The organism is Mesorhizobium sp. B4-1-3, from assembly GCF_006439355.1.
Classification (GTDB): Bacteria; Pseudomonadota; Alphaproteobacteria; order Rhizobiales; family Rhizobiaceae; genus Mesorhizobium.
The window spans coordinates 1-17,859 of the sequence record NZ_VFTG01000008.1; the positions used below are offsets into that span (position 1 = coordinate 1).

The following is a 17,859-nucleotide window of genomic DNA, read 5'->3' on the forward strand; positions in this document are numbered from 1 at the left end:
TTCTCCACCTCCGCGGCCATCACGGCGCGGACGCGGGTCACCCCCACCCCCGAGCAGCGCTCGGGACCTCCCCCATCGAGGGGGAGGTAGAGCTGGCGCCCGTTCCGCAGCCCGCCCCCGCCGCCGGCAAAGTAACGGTCTCAAAAAAGGTCGAGCAAAAAGCCGAGCCGGCAAAAGCGCCGGAGCCGGTGCCGCGGCGCTCCTGGTTCCAGCGCATGCGCGACGGGCTCGCCCGCTCCTCGCGCGAACTCACCGGCAACATTGCCGGCGTCTTCACCAAGCGAAAGCTGGACGAGGACACGCTGCAGGACCTGGAAGACGTGCTGATCCGCGCCGATCTTGGCGTGGAAACGGCGCTCCGCGTCACCGACTCGCTCGCTTCCAGCCGTTATGGCCGCGACGTCTCCGACTCTGAAGTCCGCGCCGTGATGGCCGCGGAGGTGGAGAAGGTGCTGACGCCGGTGGCAAAGCCGCTCGAGCTCGACCTCAGCCACAAGCCGCATGTCATCCTAGTGGTCGGCGTCAACGGCACCGGCAAGACCACCACCATCGGCAAATTGGCCGCCAAGCTCACCGACGGCGGCCTGAAGGTGATGCTGGCCGCCGGCGACACGTTCCGCGCCGCCGCGATTGAGCAGCTCAAGATCTGGGGCGAGCGCACGAAATCGCCCGTCATTGCCACCAAGCTCGGCGCCGATGCGGCGGGCCTCGCCTATGACGCCTTCGAGAAGGCGAAGGAGGTCGGCTCGGACGTTTTGATCATCGACACGGCCGGGCGCCTGCAGAACAAGACCGAGCTGATGGCCGAGCTGGAAAAGATCGTGCGCGTGCTGGGTAAGCTCGATCCGGAAGCGCCGCACACGGTGCTGCAAACGGTCGATGCCACCACCGGCCAGAATGCGCTCAACCAGGTTGAGATCTTCCGCAATGTCGCCGGCGTCAACGGGCTGGTGATGACCAAGCTGGACGGCACGGCGCGCGGCGGTATTCTGGTGGCGATCGCCGCCAAGCACCGGCTGCCGGTCTATTTCATCGGCGTCGGCGAGCAGGTCGACGACCTCGAACCGTTTTCCGCCAGCGAATTCGCAAGAGCAATCGCGGGCGTTGCTTGATTAGCGCGCTTTTTTGAAATGGCCTGCTTTTAGGCCAGATCATGCGCAAGAAGGGTTTTATGAACATCATCGAACGCGACCCGTCCGATCCTCGCCGCAAGCCGATCAACCCCGGCCTGAAGTTCCTGCTCGAGCTTGGTCCGGGCCTGGTGTTCTTCTTCACCACCATCCGCGGCGAGTGGCTCGCAGAGAAATTCCCGGTGCTCAGCCATCTCGGCGAGCCGATCCTCATCGCCACGGCCTTCTTCATGGTGGCGACCGCGCTTTCGCTCGGCGTCTCCTGGCTGCTCACGCGCAGCCTGCCGCTGATGCCGCTGGTCTCGGCGATCGTCGTCTTCGTCTTCGGCGCGCTGGCGCTGTACCTGCAGGACAAGACCTTCGCCTTCATGAAGCCGACGATCATCAATTCGCTGTTCGGCGTCACCCTGCTCGGTGGGCTGCTGTTCGGCCGCTCGCTGCTCGGCTACGTCTTCGATTCCGCCTTCCAGCTCGACGCCGAGGGCTGGCGCAAGCTGACCTTCCGCTGGGGCCTGTTCTTCCTGTTCCTGGCCGTGCTCAACGAGGTGGTCTGGCGCAACTTTTCCGAGGCGACCTGGCTTTATTTCAAGGTCTGGGGCACGATCCCGATCACCTTGCTGTTCACCTTCAGCCAGATGCCGCTGATCATGCGCCACTCGCTCGAGGAGAAAGCCAAGGAAGAGAAGGCGGGGAATTAACGCGAAGCCGGAAAAGCGTCCGGCGGTTGGGCTTTTAGGGGGACGGCATGGAATTCCTGACCACGCGTGACGAGCTGAGGACGATCTACAAGACGCCGCGGCCGACCGACGGCTCGATCCGCAAGGAGCTCAAAGCCCTCGACGGACATTGCCGCTCCTTTATCGGCAAAAGCCCCTTCGTGCTGATCGGCTCCTCCGACGGCGCCGGCAATGCCGATGTGACGCCCAAGGGCGATAAGCCCGGCTTCGCCGCCATCCTCGACAGCTCCACCATTGCCATTCCCGACCGCCCTGGCAACAACCGGTTGGACACGCTGGAAAACATCATCCGCAACCCGTCCGTCGGGTTGCTCTTCCTCATCCCCGGCATGAACGAGACGCTTCGCGTCAACGGCGACGCCCGCATCACCGTCGATCCCGACTTGCGCGAACGCCTGGCCGTCGACGGCAAGGAGCCGCAGAGCGTGATCGTGGTGACGGTCAAGGCCGCCTATATGCATTGCGCCAAGGCCTTTATGCGCTCCGACCTCTGGAAACCGGAGACCTGGTACGATCGCGCCACGCTGCCGACGCTCGGCCAGATCATCCGCGACCAACTGGCGCTGAGCGAAAGTGCCGGCGAGATCGATCGCGAGCTGGACGACGATTACCGCCAGACCATGTGGTAGGCTTTCCGGACGACTCACTCTTCGTCGGGTTCTCCCTTGATCGAGATCGTCGCCATATCGGGCAGCCTGCGCGCCGCCTCGACCAACTCGGCCCTGCTTGCCGCCCTGGCCGCCAACGCGCCCGCGGATTGCCGTGTCCAGCTCTATGACGGCCTCGGCCGGCTGCCGATCTTCAACTCGGATGATGAGGGCGAACGCACGCCGCCCGAAGCGGCGCGCCTGATCGAGACGATCACCCGCGCCGACGGCGTCATCGTCTCCTGCCCGGAATATGCGCATGGCGTGCCCGGCGGCATGAAGAACGCGCTCGACTGGCTGGTCTCTCGCGACGCCGCGGTCGGCAAGCCGGCGATGCTGGTGCATGCCTCGCCCCGTTCGCTCTATGCGCGGGCGGCGCTGAGCGAGATCATGCGGACGATGTCGTTCGCAATGTATGAGGAGACGCTGGAGATCGCGCTGCTGGGCAAGAAGCCGGCTGAGATGGAGGCTATTTTGACAGACCCTGCGAACCGAAGGGCGATGCGCGGAGCGATCGAGGCTTTCTCTGGCTTCATTCGATCACAGTGAGCGCTGGGCTGCTTCGCTTGCGATCCTTCGCGCCCTCTCTGCCCTGCCGACCCTCGCAATTTTCCACGCTGCGGCGTAAACGCCCTACCCCTTCCGCAGCGTCTCGACATCGGTCTTGCCGACATACCAGTCGCGGGCGTTGACCTCCTCGAACACCACCCAGACATCGTTGTTGCTAAGCCCGGTGGCCTCCATGATGGCCGACGTCACTTTCTTGGCGATGTCAGCCTTCTTGCCGGCCGGATCGGCGGCGATCACTTCCTTGACGATGCGGATGTTGACGAATGGCATTTTTCTCCCTCCCCTTGGTTTAGGTCCGTGAGCACGGAAAAACAGAAACCGCCGGCAGATGGCCGCCGGAGCAGCATTTCCAAACAGTCTCGCTCAATACGTCTTTGCCCCGTTCACCATCAGCCGCACCATGTAGAGCGAGGTGGTGCCGGCGATGTAGAGGCAGTTGAGCTTGTTGCCGCCGAACACGCAGTTGGCGGTCACTTCGGGCACCTTGACCTTGCCGATCAGCGTGCCGTCCGGGTCGTAGCAATGGATGCCGTCGGCAGCGCTCGTCCAGATGCGCCCGTCCGAATCGAGCCGGAAGCCGTCGAACAGGCCGGCGGTGCAGTCGGCGAACACCTTGCCGCCCGAAACCTTCTTGCCGTGCTTGCCGACGTTGAAGACGCGCATATGCGCCGGGTTGTTCTCGCCATGCGTGCGGCCGGTGTCGACGACGTAGAGCAGGCTTTCGTCGAGCGAGAAGGCGAGCCCGTTCGGCCGCACCATGTCGGTGATGACGGCCTCGACGTCGCCGGTCTCCGGATCGACGCGATAGACGTTGCAGGCGCCGATCTCGCTTTCGGCCTTGTCGCCCTCATAGTCGGTGTCGATGCCGTAGCTCGGATCGGTGAACCAGATCGAGCCGTCCGAGCGCACCACCACGTCGTTGGGCGAGTTGAGCCGCTTGCCTTTCCATTTGTCGGCGATGGTGGTGACAGAGCCGTCATGCTCGGTGCGGCTGACGCGGCGGCCGGAATGCTCGCATGTCACCAGCCGGCCCTGACGGTCGACCGTGTTGCCGTTGGAATTGCCGGACGGCTGGCGGAACACGCTGACGCTGCCGTCGGTCTCGTCATAGCGCAGCATCCGGTTGTTCGGGATATCCGACCAGACGACATAGCGGCCGGCGGCGAACCAGGCCGGCCCTTCGGCCCAGCGGCATCCGGTGAACAGCTTCTCCACCTGCGCGCTGCCATTGAACAGGCGCGCGAAGCGCGGATCGAGAATTTCGTAATAGTCTGCGGCCGCCATGCATTTCCTCCCGGCATCAGGTGACGGGCGGATCAAGCCAGCCCACAGGCGATCTGACAAGACGGCAGGCCTGCATTTGTATGACAAAATGGATGAGAACTGCGTGATGCACGCCGGTCCGGTGCGCGGCGCTGGGCGCATAGGCCGTTAGCCCGCGGTTAACCGGCTATGCGCTGGCTGCAATGGTGCATTGCAGCATCTTTCTTTTGCAACGCACCATTCCTATGTCATGCTCGCAATCGTCAGGGAGGAACAACCGGCCGCGCCCAATGCGGCATGAAAGGAACCCTGTCATGTTCGACAATCTTGTCTCCCGCGCCCGCGCCAGCATGGCCAAGCGCCGTCACTACAACCGCCTCGTCGCCGAAATCGAGAACCTGTCCAGCCGCGATCTCGCCGATCTGCGCGCCGACCGTTCCGAGATGCTCTACCAGATCCACAAGCAGATCTACGGCTGAGGCTTCCGGGTGAGGGGAATTCCCCTCACCCGGATTGCCAACCGAATTGCGAAGGGCAATTCGGGGCAATCCGACCTCTCCCCAAGGGGAGAGGACAGGTAATCGCCGGCGCCAAACCTCTTCTCCTCTCGGGGAGAAGGTGGCCGCGTAGCGGCCGGATAAGGGTCATCAGCCCGGCGCCGCCAGCGCCTTCTCGATCTGCGGCAACAGCAACGCCCTCACGGAGTCGGGCGTCAGCGGCCCGACATGCTTGTAGGCAATCCTGCCGTCCTTGCCGATGACGAAGGTCTCCGGCACACCGTAGACGCCCCAGTCGATCGCCGCGCGTCCGGCGGGATCGACGCCAATCGCCTGATAGGGATTGCCGAGATCGCCAAGAAAGCGGCGGGCGTTTTCCGGCTGGTCCTTGTAGTTCAACGCCGCGAGCGTGAAGCGCTTGTCCTGTGAGAGGCCGAGAAGCACCGGATGCTCTTCCCGGCACGGCGCGCACCAGGACGCGAACACGTTGACCAGCGTCACCTTGCTGGCAAAGTCTTTTGACTCGAGCCCCGGCAGGCTCGTCCCTTCGAGCGGCGGCAGGTTGGTCTGCGGCGCCGGCAGGCCGATCAACGCCGAGGGGATTTCCGAGGCGTCGCGGCCCGACAGAAGCTGCGACAGGAACAGCCCGGCCAGCCCCAGGAACACCAAGAGCGGCAAAAGCACGAACAGGCGGCGGCGCGGCGCCGGCGCTTCGGTTTCGAGGCTCATGGCTTGACGGCCTTGTCGGAACGCCGCCGCACCCCGGCTGCTTCCAGCGCGGCAAGCTCGCGCTTGCGCGCCCGCTGGTCGAGCAGGATCCAGCCGATCAGCCCGGCCAGCACGACGGCCGTGATGGCGTAGGCGGCGGTGACGAACAGGGCGTGCGCGCTCATAGCGACCGCCCCCTGCTCGTGGCCATGTCAACCGTTCCGATCATGTCTTTCCATAACCTCGCGCCGGCCGGTCCGCAATTTGTCGCGGTGCCGCAGTGAGCCAACGCCTTCGTCGCGTCAATCCGTCCCGTGCCGCAGCGCCAGTGCCGCCGCCAAGGGACCGAGCACCGCAAGAAACAGCGTCAGCGCGGCAAGAATGAGGAAAGGCTGCAGGAACGGCGCCGGATCGGCCACCGCGCCATAGCTTGCCGAAACGCCGAAGATCAGCACCGGAATGGTCAGCGGCAGCACCAACACCGAAATGAGCAATCCGCCGCGCGGCAGCGCCACCGCCACCGCGGCGCCCGCCGCGCCGATGAAGGTGATGGCCGGCGTACCGACGAGCAATGTGAGCGTCGTGGCGCCGATGCCCAGCGGCTGCATATTCATGAACAGGCCGAGCAGAGGTGCCGCGACCACCAGCGGCAGCACGCTGCCGGTCCAATGCGCCAGGCATTTCGTCAGCACCGTCAGCGCCAGCATGTGCCGGTCGCCGTTGAGCACCAGCAGATCGAGCGAACCGTCCTCGCGGTCGGCCTGGAGGAGGCGATCGAGCCCGAGCAGGCAGGCAAGCAGCGCCGCGACCCACAGGATCGCCGGGCCGATGCGGGCGAGCAGGTTGAGGTCGGGGCCGACGCCGAAGGGGATGGTGACGATGACGGCGAGGAAGAAGATCACGCCGATCAGCGCCCCGCCGCCGGCGCGGATCGAGAGGCGGATGTCGCGGAGGAAGAGGGACCACATTATGAGGTGGCTCGCTGGTTGGCCATGCGTTCCTTCACACCCCCCTCTGGCCTGCCGTCGAGCACCGGCATCAATGGCCTACCCCCATTTGCAATTCCTTCGCCCCCTCCAATCCCAGCGGCAGATGCGTGGCCGCCACCACGATCCCCCCATCGTCGAGATGGCCCCGCATCAACCCCGCGAACCTTTCCTCCGAGGCCTTATCCAGCCCCGCCGTCGGCTCGTCGAGCAGCCAGACGGGCCGCCGGCTGACCAAAAGCTTCGCGATCGAGGCGCGCCGTCGCTGCCCGGTCGACAGATAGCCGAAGGGCAGATGCCCGAGCCCGCCGAGCGCCACCGTCTCCAGCGCCTCTTCGACGCTCAACGCCGGTTCCCCCTGGAACGCCCGCCAGAAGCCGAGATTCTCCTCGACGCTGAGCGCCGTCTTCATCGCGTTGAGATGGCCGAGATAGTGCGAGGCCGAGGCGACCGTCCGGGAAGCCTCGCCGCCACCCTCGAATCGAACCTTTCCTTCGGCGACCGGCAACAGCCCGGCGACGATCCTCAAAAGCGTCGATTTGCCCGCGCCGTTCGGCCCGGTGACAACGAGTGCCTCGCCCTTGTCGAGCGCGAAGCCGATGTTGGAGAAAACCGTCTCGCCGCCGCGCTCGCCGCCCAGATTTTCGGCGATCAGCCGCATTCTTGCCCGTCCCGAAAGCACCGTTTCGGAGCCGTTTCCGGCTCACGCAAATTCGTCTTGCGACTGTCTAGAACTATTCCGGGAAATTCTCTATATGCGGTTCATCCGTGCCAGCGGTCGGCGCGGGATCAGAATTAGCGCCGAACCAGCGCACGCGCCGCCTTGAACGGCTCGGGTTGCTTGGGAGCGGACAGCGGAAATGGCCGTACCCGCACCTTTGCGCGTGATTGCATGCCAACGGCGTCCGTTCCCTTTCAGGCTGAACAGACAAGGACGGATCGCCGTGACGAAATCCCTCGACAGTTTCAATTGCCGCCGCACCCTGACCGCAGGTGGTGCGGACTATGTCTATTTCGACCTCGTTGAGGCCGAGAAGAACGGCCTCGCCGGCATCGCAAGGCTGCCCTATTCGATGAAGGTGCTGCTGGAAAACCTGCTGCGCAACGAGGATGGCCGCTCGGTCACCAAGGAATCGATCCAGGCGGTCGCCGCCTGGCTGACCGACAAGGGCACCGCCGGCGTCGAGATCGCCTATCGCCCGGCCCGCGTGTTGATGCAGGACTTCACCGGCGTGCCGGCGGTGGTAGATCTGGCCGCCATGCGCGACGGCATCAAGGCGCTCGGCGGCGACCCGGAAAAGATCAACCCGCTGGTCCCGGTCGACCTCGTCATCGACCATTCCGTCATCGTCGACGAGTTCGGCACGCCGATGGCCTTCGCCCGCAATGTCGAGCTCGAATATGAGCGCAACGAGGAGCGCTACAAATTCCTGAAATGGGGCCAGCAGGCCTTCCGCAACTTCCGCGTCGTGCCGCCCGGCACCGGCATCTGCCACCAGGTCAACCTCGAATATCTCGGCCAGGTCGTGTGGACCAACAGCGAGGACGGCGAGACCGTCGCCTATCCGGACACCTGCGTCGGCACCGATTCGCACACCACCATGATCAACGGCCTCGGCGTGCTCGGCTGGGGCGTCGGCGGCATCGAGGCCGAGGCCGCGATGCTCGGCCAGCCTGTCTCCATGCTTCTGCCCGAGGTCATCGGCTTCCGCCTCACCGGCAAGCTGAAGGAGGGCGTCACCGCCACCGACCTGGTGCTCACCGTCACCCAGATGCTGCGCAAGAAGGGCGTCGTCGGCAAGTTCGTCGAGTTCTTCGGCCCCGGCCTCTCCAACATGACGCTGGCCGACCGCGCCACCATCGGCAACATGGCGCCGGAATACGGCGCGACCTGCGGCTTCTTCCCGGTCGATTCGGAAACGCTGCGCTACCTCACCATGTCCGGTCGCGACGATAACCGCATCGCCTTGGTCGAGGCCTATTCGAAGGCGCAAGGCATGTGGCGCGACGCCGGCTCCGCCGATCCGGTCTTCACCGACCTGCTCGAGCTCGACCTCGGCGATGTCGTGCCGTCTATGGCCGGCCCGAAGCGTCCCGAGGGCCGCGTCGCCCTGCAGGACATCCCCGCCGGCTTCGCCAAGGCGATGGAGACCGAGTACAAGAAGGCCGCTGAGATCTCGAAGCGCTACGCTGTCGAAGGCACCGACTACGATCTTGGCCATGGCGACGTCGTCATCGCCGCCATCACCTCCTGCACCAACACCTCCAACCCGAGCGTGCTGATCGGCGCCGGCCTCTTGGCCCGCAACGCCAACCGGCGCGGCCTGAAGCAGAAGCCATGGGTCAAGACCTCGCTCGCCCCCGGCAGCCAGGTGGTGGCCGAATATCTCGAAAAATCCGGCCTGCAGAAGGAGCTCGACCAGATCGGCTTCAACCTGGTCGGCTTCGGCTGCACCACCTGCATCGGCAACTCCGGCCCGCTGCCGGCGCCGATCTCCAAGACCATCAATGATAAGGGCCTGATCGCTGCCGCCGTGCTTTCCGGCAACCGTAACTTCGAAGGCCGCGTCTCGCCGGACGTGCAGGCGAACTACCTCGCCTCGCCGCCGCTCGTGGTCGCGCATGCGCTGGCCGGCACGGTGACCAAGGACCTTACCACCGAGCCGCTCGGCGAAGGCAGCGACGGCAAGCCCGTTTATCTCAAGGACATCTGGCCGACCTCGACCGAGATCCAGGAGTTCATCGAGAAGAACGTCACCCGCGAGCTGTTCGCCCGCAAATATGCCGACGTTTTCAAGGGCGACGCCTACTGGCAGAAGGTCAAGGCGCCGGAAGGCCAGACCTATGCCTGGGACGACCACTCGACCTATGTGCAGAACCCGCCCTATTTCGCCGGCATGGGCCGCGCCTTCGGCAAGGTCGGCGACATCAAGGGCGCGCGCGTGCTCGGTCTTTTCGGCGACAAGATCACCACCGACCACATCTCGCCGGCGGGCTCGATCAAGGCGGCATCGCCGGCCGGCAAGTACCTCACCGAGCATGGCGTCGGCGTCGCCGACTTCAACCAGTACGGCACGCGGCGCGGCAACCATGAGGTGATGATGCGCGGCACCTTCGCCAACATCCGCATCCGCAACCACATGCTGGGCGAGAACGGCCGCGAGGGCGGCTACACGATCCACTATCCCTCGAAGGAGGAGATGTCGATCTACGACGCCGCGATGGAATACAAGAAGGAAGGCGTGCCGCTGGTGATCTTCGCCGGCGTCGAATACGGCAACGGCTCCTCGCGCGACTGGGCGGCCAAGGGCACCAACCTGCTTGGTGTGCGCGCCGTCATTGCCCAGTCCTTCGAGCGTATCCACCGCTCCAACCTGGTCGGCATGGGCGTCATCCCCTTCATCTTCGAGGAGGGCACCTCATGGGCTTCCCTCAACCTGAAGGGTGACGAACTGGTCGAGATCGACGGCCTGGACGCGATCAAGCCGCGCCAGAAGATGGTGGCCAAGATCACCTATGGCGACGGCACGGTGAAGAACGTGCCGATCATCTGCCGCATCGATACGCTGGACGAGCTCGACTACTTCAAGAACGGCGGCATCTTGCAGTACGTGCTGCGGGATTTGGCTGCTTAGCAGCAGCCAGGGAGTAGGGGAGTAAGGAAATAGGGCAGTAGGGAAAGAGTCGCCGCTGCTCGATCCTCTTCCCCTACTCCCCTACCCCCTTGGCTTTCCCAAACCGTGCCGTCGCCGCCAAAAGCACCGCCAGCATCAGCCCGTTGAAGATGTGCCAGAGGAAGTGCGTGCCGAGCGGGAAGCTGGCGCAGACCAGCGGATCGATCATCCGGCAGATGACCGAGACGACGAAGATCGCCGATCCCGTCAGATTATACCAGCCGGCCCGGTTGCCGGTGGCCGCCACCCATGCCCCGAAGCAGGCGAGCGCCAGGAAGGGCGGTAGATAGGCTGTGGTGCCGTTCGAGACCTGGCGCAGCCAGTCGGGCACCGCATAGGTGATCAGGCCGGCCACGGCATAGAAGGCGACGAAGACGAGGATCGCCTTGCCCCAGTCCATGCCGAGGAAACGCCGCAGGTTGAAAAGCGTGTAGGCCAGCGTGAAGCCGGCGATCGGCAGGATGTCGGCCCAGATCGTGCCTTTGCTGGCGAAGGTGTGGAACAGGGTCGAGCCGATGCCGATCACCACCACCAACCAGGCCAGCACCTCGGCGAAAGCGCCAGTCTTGTAGCGCCGCACCTGCCAGACGCCCCACAGTCCTGCGGCAATGAAAGCCACGTTGGTCAAAGCATTAGCCGGCTCCGCCCAAAGTCCTGGCCCGGTGCGTTCGCAATAGAGATCGACAGGGGTCAGGAGAGATTGCCACATGATGAGGATGCTGCCCTCGAATCGAACCGCGCCTTGAAATGCAACCGCCTCTCCTATTGCGGCCTTACCTGCGGCTCAACGGCAAAAATTTCACCGCAACGTGACTTCCCGTTGACTGGCGCTTCTGCCACATATTTTAGCAATCACAACAAGGCCGGCGTCACCGGCGGGAATTGGAAAAGTCATGGCATTTCGAGGACGATTGCGGCTTGCGGCGGCGGCGCTGGCCCTTACGGCGTTGGGCGGCGTTGCCCTCGCAGCCGAGCCTGAGAAGGCCGCGACCGGCAAGCTTCAGACCGACAAGCCTTTGGGCGTGGTCGAACTCTTCACCAGCCAGGGCTGCAGTTCCTGTCCTCCGGCCGACGAGTTCTTCGCCGAGCTCGCCGGCAAGGACGACATCATCGCGCTCGCCTACCACGTCAATTACTGGGACTATCTCGGCTGGCAGGACACGCTGAGCACCAAGGAGAACACCGAGCGCCAGTATGACTATATGCGCGCCTTCGGCAGCCGCTCGGTCTACACGCCGCAAGCCGTCATCAACGGCCGCAGCCATGTCAACGGCGCCAGCCGCAAGGACGTCGACGGCGCGCTCGCCCGCATGGACAGGACCGGCGAGGGCATGCGAGTCCCCATCAAGGTCAGCCGCACCAGCGACCGCGTCATGATCGACGCGGGCGACGCCGGCGACGGCCCGACCGACGCCCATGTGGTGATCGTCTATTTCGACCCGCCGCAGATGGTGAAGATCGGCCAGGGCGAGAACGGCGGCCGGAGCCTGACCTACTGGAACGCCGTCTCCGACATCCAGACCGCCGGCATGTGGCATGGCAAGGCGCAGCGCTACGAATTGCCGATGAGCGAGATCGCCAAGAAGGGCGGCTGCGCGGTGCTGCTGCAGTCGGTCGGCAAGGACGGCATGCCCGGCCCGATCCTCGGCGCCGCCTTCATCCACAAGCCAGATCGGCTTTAGCTCGCTCCCCCTTCCCCCTTGTGGGGGTCTTGTGGGGGGAAGGGGGAGCCGAAGGCGACGGATGAGGGGCGCTCCAGGGAAAGCCGACGTCTCACTCCGCTGCAACACCCCTCATCCGTCTCGGCGCTGGGCGCCGATCCACCTCTCCAAAGGGGAGAAGGAAAATAAAAAACCGGCGTCAGCTTGCTTCTGACGCCGGTCATTCAGGTTTTGGGATCGTCGCACCTGATTTTTCCAAGGAAAAACCGAGGTTGGTTCGATCCGACGCTGACCCGTGGGCGGGGGGCTTGGGGTTTACGAGCCGGTGCCGGACCGAACCGTCTCAGGCAACGCCGGTAAATTCGTCGGACATTGGGGCATGAGCGCGGATTATTTGTGGCGAGAATGTGGCGAAGCATCACCAATTCCAACATGTGTTTCGCAAACGTGACTGGACGTTTGGGAAACCGCGCGACCGCTTGCGTCGCGACGGCGGCCGGCAATTCCATCGCGCCCTTGCAATTCCGACATGAAAGCGCGAACCTTGGCCGGCGCATGATTCAATCGAAGGATCGAGGCATGACCGATCACAGCAGCGGGACGGAGGATGGGGAAGCATCCGGAATATTGATCCCGTTGCACGAGGCGCGCAACGCACGCCTCGACCAGCCGGTGCGATTCGACCGGCGCGAGCTCGACCAGATCCTGAGGCTTTACGGGCGCATGGTGGCGGCCAATGAATGGCGCGACTATGCGATCGACCATCTCACTGATCGCGCTGTCTTTTCCGTCTTCCGACGGGCCAGCGAAGTGCCGATGTTCCAGATCGTCAAGGACCCGAAGCTGGCGCGCCGGCAAGGCGCTTTCGCCGTGATCGCCGCCGGCGGCCGCATCCTCAAGCGCGGCCAGGAACTCGGCCGCGTGCTCGGCGTGTTCGATGCGAAGCTGAAGGTCGTCGAGGCCTGAGGGAATTGAAGAACTAAACAACTGAAGAATTGAGGAACTGAGGAAAAGTCGCGGGCCCTGAGCGCCCCTTCTTCAGTTCTTCAGTTCCCCTTGAGTCCCCGGAACCTTCGCTCCGGCAGCGAATCCGGATCCGGCGGCAGTGCCGCGCCGCCGTTCAGCGACAGCTGCATGAACACGGTGTCCAGCCAACGCCCGTGCTTGTAGCCGGAGCCTTCCAGGCGCCCGGAATGGCGGAAGCCGAGCTTCTCGTGCAGTCGCACCGAGGCGCTGTCGGCATGGCCGTCGCCGATCACCGCGATGATCTGGCGGAAGCCCGCCGCGCGCGCCGTCTCGATCAAGGCCTGCATTAGCGCCGAACCCACGCCCTGCCCCTTGGCCTCGGGCGCGACATAAACCGAATCCTCGACGACGAATCGGTAGGCGGGGCGCGGCCGGAGCGGTCCGGCATAGGCATAGCCGAGCACGACGCCGTTCTTGTCGGCCACGAGATATGGAAAGCCGCCCGCCACCAGAGCATCGAATCGGTCGCCCATCTCGGCGCGGCTGGGCGGCTCCAGCTCATAGCTCGACGTGCCATGCATGACCGCATCGGCATAGATTTCGGTGATCCGGTCAAGGTCGGCCGCGGTGGCGGGTCTGATCGCAATAGTGCTCATAGTTTATGCAATTTACTTTCCTGCCCCGATAACAGCAGAGCGGTGCCCAAAAGAAAAGGACGGCCGTTGGGCCGCCCTTCGCAACTCGATGGTCCAGCGGGACCGGGAAACGCCTTTAGCGGCGGTCGCCCATGAACTGCAGCAGGAACATGAACAGGTTGATGAAGTCGAGATAGAGCTGCAGCGCGCCCATGATCGCCTTGCGGCCGGCTACATCGGCGACGTCACCCTCGAAATACATCTCCTTGATGCGCTGCGTGTCGTAGGCGGTGAGGCCCGCGAAGACCAGCACGCCGATCGCCGAGATGGCGAAGGCGAGCGCCGACGATTGCAGGAAGATGTTGATCAGCATCGCGATCAGCAGACCGATCACGCCCATGATCAGGAACGACCCGAACGCCGACAGGTCGCGCCTGGTCGTATAGCCATAGAGCGACAGACCGCCGAAGGCCGCGGCCGTGGCGAAGAAGGTCTGGGTGATGCTGGTGCCGGTGTAGACGAGGAAGATCGTCGACAGCGACAGGCCGACAAGGCCGGCATAGACCCAGAATGTGGTCTGCGCCGCCGCCACGCTCATCGACTGGATGCGGAACGACAGGAACATCACGGCGGCGAGCGGCGCCAGGATGACGACCCAGCGGAACGCGCTTGCATAGATGAGCTGGCCGAAACCGGTCAGCTGACCGTCGCCCGTGACGGCGAGATGGAAAGCGCCCCAAGCGGCAAGGCCGGTGATCAGCAGGCCAAGCCCCATGAGGTTGTAGACTTTGATCATATAGGCGCGGAGGCCCTGATCGATATCGACGCGCGCGCCGGGGGCGGCGGACGTCTGGTAGTTGCGAATGGGATCAGCCATTGGAAATCCTCTGTTGCTTCTGCCCCGTCCGGTGACAGGTCCGCTCGGATTGATCCCTGGACCAGGCGCCGCTGGCGGAGCTCCAGCATGCCTAGCGCGAAATATGAGCGTTCTCGGCGTCAAGAACAAGACGGTAACGGGCCGTAACGCTTTGTGAGAAGGCAAAAGCCTGCTTTTCGGGCCTTTTGGCCGCCATTCTTACGAAGATTTAACCGGCGGGCGGGCTGTCGGGTCCCTCCGTCAAAGGTTGCGCAGCTCCGGAGCTGCCTTGTGGCCGAGCACCCGCCATGTGCCGGCAAGACCGATGCCGACGGTCACTGTCAGCGAGACAACAATGGTCGCCACCGCCACTTCCGGCATGAAATGCGATGGCAGCGTCATGATTTGCGCGACCACGAACCAGGCGGCGATGCCGCCGGCGGCGAGCGCGAACAGCGCCGTCGCAAGGCCGATCAGCACATATTCCAGCGAGAAAGCGGTAATCAGCGTTCGTCGCGTCGCGCCGAGCGTCTTCAGCACCACCGCGTCGTGGATGCGCGCCCGGTTGCCGGCGGCCAAGGCGCCGGAGAGCACCAGCACCGAGGCGATCAGCGCCACGCCGGCGGCGGCGCGGATCGCCGTGCCCAATTGCGCCACCAGCCGGTTGACGATGTCGAGCGCATCTTTTACCCGCACCGTCGTCACCGCCGGAAAGGCGCGGGTGACGGCGTTGAGCAGTCTTGCGTCGTCGGCCGTGGTGGCTTGTCTGTCGGTCAGCGTCGCCAGCCAGCCATGCGGCGCCCCGGCAAAGGTGTTGGGCGAGAACACCATGACGAAGTTGATGCCCATCGTCTCCCACTGCACCTGGCGGAAATTGGCGATCTTCGCCGTAACATTGCGGCCGAGCACGTTGACGGTGACGCTGTCGCCGAGCTTCAGCCCGAGCGCCTTGCCCTCCTCGGCCGAGAACGAGACCAGCGGCTCGCCGGAATAATCCTGCGGCCACCATGCACCTTCGGTCAGCGTCGCATTTTCCGGTTGCTTGGCGTCATAAGTCAGGCCGCGGTCGCCGCGCAGCACCCAGGCGCCGTCGGCCGGGATCTTCACCTTGTCGACGTCGACGCCGTTGAGAGCCATGATGCGGCCGCGCAGCATCGGCACCTTGACCAGCGTTCCCCGTGGCGACTCCTTGCCGACAAGGTTGGCGAAGGCGTCGACGTCGCTGCTCTGGATATCGACGAAGAAGAAATTCGGCGCCCGTTCGGGCAGGCCGCCGGAGATTTGTCGCCGGAGATTCCCGTCGATGAGCGCCAGCGTCACCAGCAGCGTCAGTCCGAGGCCGAGCGAGAGCACCACCGAGGGCGTCAGCGCGCCCGGACGATGGATGTTGCCGAGCGCCAGCCGCAGCGAAACGGATCGCACGCGCGGGCTCTTTTTCGCCGCCCATTGCACCAGCACCGCCACCAGTCGCAGCACCAGGAAGGCAAAGACCGTGGCGCCGACGAAGATCGAGGCGATGCGGTAGTCACTGGCCGAGAGGATCGCCAGCGCCGCCAGCAAGGCGACGATCGCCAGCGCCGCGCCCGTATAAGGCAGGCGCGGCAGACCGCGGCTCTCGAATCCCATTTCGCGGAACAGCGCGGTTGCCGGCACGTCGCGGGCGCGGCCGAGCGGCAAAAGCGCGAAGGCCAGCGTCACCAGCAGGCCGAAGAGCGCGGCCATGGCGAGCGCGCTCGCGTAGAAGCCGCCTTGCGCTGGCACCGGGATGACCGATTGCAGAACCGCGCTCGCCACGAAGGGCATGGCGGCGCCGAGGATCAGCCCGAGCACGATGCCTAGGCCCGCGATCAAAAGGATCTGCACGAGATAGACGGTGAAGACGAAGCCGCCCGAGGCGCCCAGGCTCTTGAAGGTGGCGATGACGCCGCGCTTGCCGTCGAGATAGGCGCGCACGGCATTCGCCACGCCGACGCCGCCGACCACCAGCGCCGTTAGTCCCACGAGCGTCAGGAATTGCGAGAAGCGCTCGATATTGGCGGAGAGCGCGGGGGCGGCGTTGCTGCGCGTACGGATCGACCAGCCGGCCTGCGGAAAATCCTTCGCCGCTTGGGCCTGGATATCCTTGATCCGCGCCTCCGACGTGCCATCCGGCAGCCTCACCTTGTAGGCGTTCTCGACCAGGCTGCCCGGCTGCACCAGGCCGGATGCGGCGAGGCCCTGGCTGGAGATCATCAGCCTTGGCGCGAAGCCGAAACCGTCCGACACCGCGTCCGGCTCGCCGACCAGCCTGGCACGCAGCTCGAAAACGGCGCCGCCGAGCTTCAGCCGATCGCCGATATGGAGGTTGAGCCGGTCGAACAAGAGGTCGGGCGCGGCGGCGCCGAACACGCCGGACCTTTCGCCGAACAACTGCTCCTTAGACAGCGCCGGATCGGTTTCCAGCGCGCCGTAGAGCGGATAGGCCTCATCGACGGCTTTGGCCTCGACCAGCGCCTGATCGGAGCCGTCCTCCAGCCGCGCCATCGAGCGCATGCCGGACGTCTGCGACACCGCCCCGAGGCTCCGGATGAAGCCGAGCTCGGCATCGGAAGCGCTACGCTGGTTGACCTGGAAGCGCAAATCGCCGCCAAGCAGCGTCTGGCCCTGATCGGCGATGCCGGCCGAGATCGCCTGCGCCACCGAATTGACGCCGCCGATGGCCGCAACGCCGAGCGCGATGCAGGCCAGGAAGATCATGAAGCCCGACAGGCCGCCACGCATCTCGCGCAGCGAGAAACGGATGGCGAGCTTCAATGTCCGCATCAGGCCGGCACCTTGGCAGGCGTCGGCGCGTCCTCGATCCGCCCCGAACGCATCGAAATCTGGCGCGCGCAACGCCCGGCAAGCAGCGGATCATGCGTGACCAGCACCAGCGTCATGCCGCGCTCGGCCGCCTTGGCGAAGAGAAGGTCGGCGATCTGCTTTCCCGTCGCCTGGTCGAGATTGCCGGTCGGCTCGTCGGCGATGAGGATGCGCGGCGACGGCGCCAGCGCCCGGGCGATCGCCACGCGCTGCTGCTCGCCGCCGGAGAGCTCGCCCGGATAATGGGTCACGCGGTCGCTCAGGCCGACCGCCGCGAGCTCGCGCGCGGCCACCCCGAACGGATCGGCATGGCCGGCAAGCTCCAGCGGCACCGCGACATTCTCCAGCGCCGTCATGTTGGGGATGAGGTGGAAGGACTGGAACACGATGCCGATGTTTCGCCCTCGAAACGAAGCGATCTGATCCTCGCTTTTGTCGTTGAGCAATTCGCCGGCGATCCGGACCGTGCCCGAATCGACCCTTTCCAGGCCGGCAAGAACCATCAACAGCGTCGACTTGCCCGAGCCCGAAGGGCCGACGATGCCGGTGGCTTGCCCGGCCGCCACATCGAGGCTGACGCCCTTCAGCACATGGACGGAGGACGCGCCCTCGCCGAGCGTCAGCGATACGTCCCTCAGCGCGATGACGGCTTCTGTCACAATGAAAGTGCCCTATATGTGGAAAAAGG

General features: G+C 64.8%; 19 protein-coding genes. 8 read left to right on the top strand and 11 right to left on the bottom strand.

Annotation, left to right across the window (positions count from 1 at the left end; genetic code table 11):
* The 4 genes from ftsY to FJW06_RS12665 all read left to right on the top strand — a co-directional run.
* The coding region (ftsY, locus tag FJW06_RS12650) for a signal recognition particle-docking protein FtsY (RefSeq protein WP_246674600.1) at positions 1-1,112 on the top strand (1,112 nt) is incomplete at its 5' end.
* A 59-nt stretch (positions 1,113-1,171) separates the two neighbouring features.
* Positions 1,172-1,828: a septation protein A gene (locus tag FJW06_RS12655; RefSeq protein ID WP_140752105.1), complete on the top strand. Its 657-nt coding sequence runs from the start codon at positions 1,172-1,174 to the stop codon at positions 1,826-1,828.
* 47 nt (positions 1,829-1,875) lie between these two features.
* On the top strand, positions 1,876-2,496 hold the full coding sequence (locus FJW06_RS12660) for a pyridoxamine 5'-phosphate oxidase family protein (protein WP_140752107.1): 621 nt from the start codon (positions 1,876-1,878) through the stop codon (positions 2,494-2,496).
* A gap of 36 nt (positions 2,497-2,532) precedes the next feature.
* The gene (locus tag FJW06_RS12665; protein ID WP_140752109.1) at positions 2,533-3,063 is read left to right on the top strand and encodes an NADPH-dependent FMN reductase; all 531 of its coding nucleotides are present in this window, start codon (positions 2,533-2,535) and stop codon (positions 3,061-3,063) included.
* 84 nt (positions 3,064-3,147) lie between these two features.
* Here FJW06_RS12665 and FJW06_RS12670 read toward each other — a convergent pair whose 3' ends face one another.
* Both FJW06_RS12670 and FJW06_RS12675 read right to left on the bottom strand, forming a co-directional pair.
* Positions 3,148-3,354: a 4-oxalocrotonate tautomerase family protein gene (locus tag FJW06_RS12670; protein ID WP_128259601.1), complete on the bottom strand. Its 207-nt coding sequence runs from the start codon at positions 3,352-3,354 to the stop codon at positions 3,148-3,150.
* A gap of 93 nt (positions 3,355-3,447) precedes the next feature.
* Complete coding sequence (locus FJW06_RS12675) at positions 3,448-4,368, bottom strand: SMP-30/gluconolactonase/LRE family protein (RefSeq protein ID WP_140752111.1); 921 nt, start codon at positions 4,366-4,368, stop codon at positions 3,448-3,450.
* A gap of 293 nt (positions 4,369-4,661) precedes the next feature.
* Between FJW06_RS12675 and FJW06_RS12680 the strand changes: the two genes are divergently transcribed.
* On the top strand, positions 4,662-4,826 hold the full coding sequence (locus FJW06_RS12680; protein ID WP_224584863.1) for a hypothetical protein: 165 nt from the start codon (positions 4,662-4,664) through the stop codon (positions 4,824-4,826).
* A 168-nt stretch (positions 4,827-4,994) separates the two neighbouring features.
* On the opposite strand, the gene FJW06_RS12685 is transcribed toward FJW06_RS12680, so the two are convergent.
* The 4 genes from FJW06_RS12685 to ccmA all read right to left on the bottom strand — a co-directional run bounded on the left by FJW06_RS12685 (position 4,995) and on the right by ccmA (position 7,199).
* Complete coding sequence (locus FJW06_RS12685; protein WP_140752113.1) at positions 4,995-5,573, bottom strand: DsbE family thiol:disulfide interchange protein; 579 nt, start codon at positions 5,571-5,573, stop codon at positions 4,995-4,997.
* Positions 5,570-5,737: a heme exporter protein CcmD gene (gene ccmD / locus FJW06_RS12690; RefSeq protein WP_040996332.1), complete on the bottom strand. Its 168-nt coding sequence runs from the start codon at positions 5,735-5,737 to the stop codon at positions 5,570-5,572. Before ccmD ends, FJW06_RS12685 begins: the two co-directional genes overlap by 4 nt.
* 117 nt (positions 5,738-5,854) lie before the next feature.
* A complete protein-coding gene (gene ccmB, locus FJW06_RS12695; RefSeq protein WP_140752115.1) occupies positions 5,855-6,520 on the bottom strand; it encodes a heme exporter protein CcmB in 666 nt (221 codons plus the stop codon).
* 70 nt (positions 6,521-6,590) lie between these two features.
* Complete coding sequence (gene ccmA, locus FJW06_RS12700) at positions 6,591-7,199, bottom strand: heme ABC exporter ATP-binding protein CcmA (RefSeq protein ID WP_140752117.1); 609 nt, start codon at positions 7,197-7,199, stop codon at positions 6,591-6,593.
* Positions 7,200-7,482: 283 nt separating this feature from the next.
* Between ccmA and acnA the strand changes: the two genes are divergently transcribed.
* Complete coding sequence (gene acnA / locus FJW06_RS12705) at positions 7,483-10,173, top strand: aconitate hydratase AcnA (protein WP_140752119.1); 2,691 nt, start codon at positions 7,483-7,485, stop codon at positions 10,171-10,173.
* Between the two features lie 73 nt (positions 10,174-10,246).
* Here the strand turns inward: acnA and FJW06_RS12710 are convergent, their stop codons facing one another.
* Positions 10,247-10,921: a ceramidase domain-containing protein gene (locus FJW06_RS12710; RefSeq protein ID WP_140752121.1), complete on the bottom strand. Its 675-nt coding sequence runs from the start codon at positions 10,919-10,921 to the stop codon at positions 10,247-10,249.
* Between the two features lie 184 nt (positions 10,922-11,105).
* Between FJW06_RS12710 and FJW06_RS12715 the strand changes: the two genes are divergently transcribed.
* Both FJW06_RS12715 and FJW06_RS12720 read left to right on the top strand, forming a co-directional pair.
* Complete coding sequence (locus FJW06_RS12715; RefSeq protein ID WP_140752123.1) at positions 11,106-11,894, top strand: thioredoxin family protein; 789 nt, start codon at positions 11,106-11,108, stop codon at positions 11,892-11,894.
* A gap of 558 nt (positions 11,895-12,452) precedes the next feature.
* A complete protein-coding gene (locus tag FJW06_RS12720; RefSeq protein WP_140752125.1) occupies positions 12,453-12,839 on the top strand; it encodes a DUF2794 domain-containing protein in 387 nt (128 codons plus the stop codon).
* Positions 12,840-12,919: 80 nt separating this feature from the next.
* Here the strand turns inward: FJW06_RS12720 and FJW06_RS12725 are convergent, their stop codons facing one another.
* The 4 genes from FJW06_RS12725 to FJW06_RS12740 all read right to left on the bottom strand — a co-directional run bounded on the left by FJW06_RS12725 (position 12,920) and on the right by FJW06_RS12740 (position 17,830).
* Positions 12,920-13,495: a GNAT family N-acetyltransferase gene (locus tag FJW06_RS12725; RefSeq protein ID WP_140752127.1), complete on the bottom strand. Its 576-nt coding sequence runs from the start codon at positions 13,493-13,495 to the stop codon at positions 12,920-12,922.
* A 115-nt stretch (positions 13,496-13,610) separates the two neighbouring features.
* The gene (locus FJW06_RS12730) at positions 13,611-14,351 is read right to left on the bottom strand and encodes a Bax inhibitor-1/YccA family protein (RefSeq protein ID WP_041003072.1); all 741 of its coding nucleotides are present in this window, start codon (positions 14,349-14,351) and stop codon (positions 13,611-13,613) included.
* Between the two features lie 240 nt (positions 14,352-14,591).
* Entirely contained in the window at positions 14,592-17,132 is a 2,541-nt protein-coding gene (locus FJW06_RS12735) for an ABC transporter permease (RefSeq protein WP_140752129.1), read from the bottom strand.
* Positions 17,132-17,830 carry an ABC transporter ATP-binding protein gene (locus FJW06_RS12740; RefSeq protein WP_140752131.1) on the bottom strand — a complete coding sequence of 233 codons (699 nt, stop codon included), beginning with the start codon at positions 17,828-17,830 and terminating at the stop codon, positions 17,132-17,134. The genes FJW06_RS12735 and FJW06_RS12740 overlap by 1 nt, the downstream gene beginning before the upstream one ends.
* Between the last annotated feature and the right edge of the window lie 29 nt (positions 17,831-17,859).

Bases quoted from the DNA above. Each gene is read 5' to 3' on its own strand.
- FJW06_RS12670 (WP_128259601.1), bottom strand. From the start codon at position 3,354: ATGCCATTCGTCAACATCCGCATCGTCAAGGAAGTGATCGCCGCCGAT.
- ccmA (WP_140752117.1), bottom strand. From the start codon at position 7,199: ATGCGGCTGATCGCCGAAAATCTGGGCGGCGAGCGCGGCGGCGAGACG.
- ccmB (WP_140752115.1), bottom strand. From the start codon at position 6,520: ATGTGGTCCCTCTTCCTCCGCGACATCCGCCTCTCGATCCGCGCCGGC.
- FJW06_RS12715 (WP_140752123.1), top strand. From the start codon at position 11,106: ATGGCATTTCGAGGACGATTGCGGCTTGCGGCGGCGGCGCTGGCCCTT.
- FJW06_RS12735 (WP_140752129.1), bottom strand. From the start codon at position 17,132: ATGCGGACATTGAAGCTCGCCATCCGTTTCTCGCTGCGCGAGATGCGT.
- FJW06_RS12710 (WP_140752121.1), bottom strand. From the start codon at position 10,921: ATGTGGCAATCTCTCCTGACCCCTGTCGATCTCTATTGCGAACGCACC.
- ccmD (WP_040996332.1), bottom strand. From the start codon at position 5,737: ATGAGCGCGCACGCCCTGTTCGTCACCGCCGCCTACGCCATCACGGCC.
- FJW06_RS12720 (WP_140752125.1), top strand. From the start codon at position 12,453: ATGACCGATCACAGCAGCGGGACGGAGGATGGGGAAGCATCCGGAATA.
- FJW06_RS12655 (WP_140752105.1), top strand. From the start codon at position 1,172: ATGAACATCATCGAACGCGACCCGTCCGATCCTCGCCGCAAGCCGATC.
- FJW06_RS12675 (WP_140752111.1), bottom strand. From the start codon at position 4,368: ATGGCGGCCGCAGACTATTACGAAATTCTCGATCCGCGCTTCGCGCGC.
- FJW06_RS12730 (WP_041003072.1), bottom strand. From the start codon at position 14,351: ATGGCTGATCCCATTCGCAACTACCAGACGTCCGCCGCCCCCGGCGCG.
- FJW06_RS12725 (WP_140752127.1), bottom strand. From the start codon at position 13,495: ATGAGCACTATTGCGATCAGACCCGCCACCGCGGCCGACCTTGACCGG.
- FJW06_RS12685 (WP_140752113.1), bottom strand. From the start codon at position 5,573: ATGAGCCTCGAAACCGAAGCGCCGGCGCCGCGCCGCCGCCTGTTCGTG.
- FJW06_RS12680 (WP_224584863.1), top strand. From the start codon at position 4,662: ATGTTCGACAATCTTGTCTCCCGCGCCCGCGCCAGCATGGCCAAGCGC.
- FJW06_RS12660 (WP_140752107.1), top strand. From the start codon at position 1,876: ATGGAATTCCTGACCACGCGTGACGAGCTGAGGACGATCTACAAGACG.